Here is a 4,053-nt window from a genome sequence, read left to right on the forward strand (position 1 = left end):
CCCCATGACGAGAACAACAACGTTTGCCGTGGCGACGTGATTATCGAGGAGGTCTCCGGTTCCTACATTCATTCCGAGGGCCGCCTTATCGCTGCGCTGGGGGTGACTGACCATATCATTGTTGAAACCGACGACGTGGTACTGGTGGCCGATCGCGCCAGGGTACAGGATGTCAAAAAGCTGGTGGCCCGGTTAAAGGCCCAGGATCGCCCGGAGCACCGTTTTCACCGGAAGGTGCATCGTCCCTGGGGCACCTACGAAGGTATTGCCATGGGCGAGCGGTTCCAGGTCAAGCGCATTACCGTGAAACCGGGTGCCTCGCTTTCCCTTCAGAAGCATCATCACCGGTCGGAACACTGGGTGGTGGTGAAAGGCACGGCGACGGTTAACCGGGGTGAGGATGTATTGCTGCTGACCGAAGACCAGTCCACCTACATTCCACTGGGCGTGACCCACCGGCTTACCAATCCGGGGGTGATTCCGCTGGAACTGATCGAGGTCCAGACCGGAAGCTATCTTGGCGAGGACGATATTGTGCGCTTTGAGGACACCTATAACCGGGTCTGATACAGTTACTAATGAGTAGGAAAGTAGGCGGACACGTCTATTCAGGACACGCCGTGGATGCATCCATGTAGGCTCGGATGCAGCATCCCTGCTGCATACGGTCCTGAATAGACGTGTCCGCCTACTTTCCTGCTCATCAGTATGACCCCGTCAGGCCTGCTCGGCCGGCGGTGGCCGCAATCCTCTCCAGGTCAGCACCATGGCAATGGCCATGGCGATCGCCCCGCCCCAGAAGGCGGCCGAGGTATCAAAGCCTTCTACCAGAAAGCCTGAAAGCCAGGCACCGATGGCACCGCCGGCGCCAAACGTCAGGCCGCTGTAGAGCGCCTGGCCCTGACCATGGTGATGCTTGCCGAAAAAGCCCTGAATGTACTGCACGGAAACCGCGTGGAGCGCGCCATAGGAAGCTGCGTGCAGAAGCTGCGCAAACACCAGCACCCAGACAATACCCGTCAGTTCGGCAATCAGGATCCAGCGGATCATGGTCAGAGCCAGTGCTGAAATAACAATCTGCCGGACAGTAAAGTGCCGGGTCAGATGGTGCATCACCAGAAACAGCCCGATTTCGGCCAGTACCCCCAGTGACCAGAGCAGGCCGATGGCCAGCTTGTCGTAGCCGTGCTGTTCCAGATGAATGCTGAAAAAGGTGTAGTAAGCGCCGTGGGAAACCTGCAGCAGGAAGTTCATCAGGAAGAAGGTAACGACCGCAGGATGCGTCAAGATTGCCTTCAGGCTGCCTTTCGGCGCCGGCGGTTTGCGCTCCCCCTGCTCTGCCGGCACCAGAAACGCCGATATCGCGATGCCCGCAAACACCGGCAGCAAAAGCCAGGGCAGATTGCTGATGGGAACTACATCGAGAATGGCACCCACCAGCGCCACCGCCCCGATAAACCCCACCGACCCCCAGAGCCGGACCTTGCCGTATTTTTCCCGGGCGTTGCCCAGGGCGCGAAGTGTGATCACTTCATACAGAGGCAGAATGGCGTTCCAGAAGAAGGTGAACGCCAGCATGACCAGTAACAGCCCGTAGAATCCCGGCTCCATGAAGACACCGGCGAAGAACAGCGAACCCACAATGGCGCCGACCCTGACCAGCTTCACTCTTTGCCCGGTGCGGTCACCGAGCCAGCCCCAGACGTTGGGCGCGATGATTTTGGTCAGCTGGATCGTTGCCATCAGCGTGGCTATTTCAAGATAGGAGAATCCCCGCCCTTCCAGATACAGGGACCAGTAAGGCAGCAGCCCGCCCAACAGTGCGAAAAACCAGAAATAGAGGTTTGAAAGCCGCCAGTAGATAGGGATTCTCCACGCTGTTGTCAGATTACTAGTGAGTAGGAGAGTAGGCGGACACGACCATTCAGGACACGCCGTGAATACATCCGTGTAGGCTCGGATGCAGCATCCCTGCTGCATACGTTCCTGAATGGTCGTGTCCGCCTACTTTCTTCCAACTGAGTCCTACAACTTAGGCCTGACCGATGTCAGGCGTGGAGACCGATACGTCACCATTCTGACCCCGATGCCTGAGGTAATGATCCATCAGCACGATGGCCATCATCGCCTCGGCGATCGGCGTTGCCCGAATGCCCACGCAGGGATCATGGCGGCCGGTGGTGATCACTTCCACCGGGTTGCCGTCGACATCAATGCTGCGCCCCGGCAACCGCAAACTGGAGGTTGGCTTGAGGGCAATGCTGGCCACAATCGGCTGTCCGGAGGAAATACCGCCGAGCACGCCGCCGGCATGATTGGACAGGAAACCCTCGGGTGTCAGTTCATCCCGGTGGCTGGTGCCTTTCTGCTCGACACAGTCAAAACCGGCGCCGATTTCCACGCCCTTGACCGCGTTGATGCTCATCAGCGCATGGGCCAGGTCCGCATCCAGCCGGTCGAATACCGGCTCGCCAAGCCCCGGCGGCACTCCGTCAGCAACAACATTGATGCGCGCACCAATGGAATCGCCGGATTTACGCAGTGCATCCATGTAATCTTCCATCTCCGGGACTTTATCAACGTCCGGGCAGAAAAACGGGTTCTGATGAACCTGTGACCAGTCGAATTTCTCAATCTTTACCGGGCCAAGCTGGGACAGATAACCACGGATGGTGATACCCAGGCGCTGATGCAGAAATTTTCGTGCCACTGCACCGGCGGCAACCCGCATGGCCGTCTCGCGCGCCGATGAGCGTCCGCCGCCCCGATAATCCCGGACACCGTATTTATGCATGTAGGTGTAGTCGGCGTGGGCAGGCCGGAATTGGGTCGCAATCTTTGAATAGTCTTTTGAGCGCTGATCGGTATTCTCGATAAGCAGGCCAATCGGCGTCCCGGTGGTCCTGCCTTCGAACACGCCCGACAGTATCCGGACTTCATCCGCTTCCCGCCGCTGGGTGGTATGACGTGAGGTTCCCGGCTTGCGCCGGTCCAGATCACCCTGGAGATCGGCTTCGGAAAGCTCCAGCCCCGGTGGGCAGCCATCGACAATGCAACCCAGTGCCGCGCCGTGGCTTTCACCGAATGAGGTCACAGTAAATATTTTTCCGAAGCTATTTCCAGACATATATCATATTCTTGCAGTTGGAATTGAATGTTATGGATTAACTGTTTGTTTGATTTCCGCCAGGTCCTCAGCGGTAAGCATGAACACGCCATCACCGCCATTCTCGAATTCCAGCCAGGTAAACGGCAGCTCAGGATAGGCTCCCTGCAGCGCAGCCTGACTGTTACCGACCTCAACAATCAACAGCCCGCCCGGATTCAGATGGTTCCCTGCCCCGGCCAGAATGCGGTGGGCAATCTCAAGCCCGTCATGGCCGGCCGACAATCCCAGTTCCGGCTCATGGCGGAACTCGGCGGGCATGTCGGCTATGTCCTCTGCATCCACATAGGGCGGATTGCTCAGAATAATGTCGTAGCGCCCTGCAATCGACTCAAATACGTCCGATCTGATGGTCCGGACCCGGTCGTTCAGCTCATGGGTGTCGATATTCACCGCCGCCACCTCCAGAGCATCCGCCGACAGATCCGCAAGGTCCACTTCGGCCGCGTCGAAAACCATGGCAGCGCCAATACCGATACAGCCGCTGCCAGTGCATAAATCCAGAATCCGCCCCGGCTCAAGGTCGCCAAGCCAGGGCTGGATGCCGTTGCCGAGTAGCTCACCGAGCGGCGAGCGGGGCACCAGCACCCGCTCATCGACATAAAAAGGCAGGCCCATAAACCAGGCCTCGCCTAACAGATACGGCAGCGGGATCCGCTGATCAATACGGCGTGTCATTCGCTGCAGCAGCAACTCCCGCTCGGCCATGGTCAGCCGGGCATCCAGAAACAGAGTGTTGTTTTCGAGTGGCAGATGCAGGGAACGCATCACAAGCTGAACCGCCTCATCCCAGACGTTGTCGGTCCCGTGTCCGTAAAACAGCGGCGAGTCTGCGAACCGGGAGCAGGCATAGCGCAGATAATCACGGACAGTCTGCAGGTCGTTCA

Annotated in this window: 4 protein-coding genes; 1 reads left to right on the forward strand and 3 read right to left on the reverse strand. The window is 58.3% G+C overall.

Features of this window, described 5'->3' with window-relative positions; translation table 11 throughout:
* The coding region (locus tag VJ956_RS04740; protein WP_324082193.1) for a cupin domain-containing protein at positions 1-567 on the forward strand (567 nt) is incomplete at its 5' end.
* 150 nt (positions 568-717) lie between these two features.
* On the opposite strand, the gene VJ956_RS04745 is transcribed toward VJ956_RS04740, so the two are convergent.
* The 3 genes from VJ956_RS04745 to prmB form a co-directional block, all read right to left on the reverse strand.
* The gene (locus tag VJ956_RS04745) at positions 718-1,887 is read right to left on the reverse strand and encodes an MFS transporter (RefSeq protein ID WP_324082200.1); all 1,170 of its coding nucleotides are present in this window, start codon (positions 1,885-1,887) and stop codon (positions 718-720) included.
* Between the two features lie 145 nt (positions 1,888-2,032).
* The gene (gene aroC, locus VJ956_RS04750; protein ID WP_324082195.1) at positions 2,033-3,127 is read right to left on the reverse strand and encodes a chorismate synthase; all 1,095 of its coding nucleotides are present in this window, start codon (positions 3,125-3,127) and stop codon (positions 2,033-2,035) included.
* Positions 3,128-3,157: 30 nt separating this feature from the next.
* Positions 3,158-4,045 carry a 50S ribosomal protein L3 N(5)-glutamine methyltransferase gene (gene prmB / locus VJ956_RS04755; protein ID WP_414674382.1) on the reverse strand — a complete coding sequence of 296 codons (888 nt, stop codon included), beginning with the start codon at positions 4,043-4,045 and terminating at the stop codon, positions 3,158-3,160.
* Positions 4,046-4,053 lie beyond the last annotated feature (8 nt).

This window comes from Marinobacter sp., from assembly GCF_035268745.1.
Taxonomy (GTDB): domain Bacteria; phylum Pseudomonadota; class Gammaproteobacteria; order Pseudomonadales; family Oleiphilaceae; genus Marinobacter.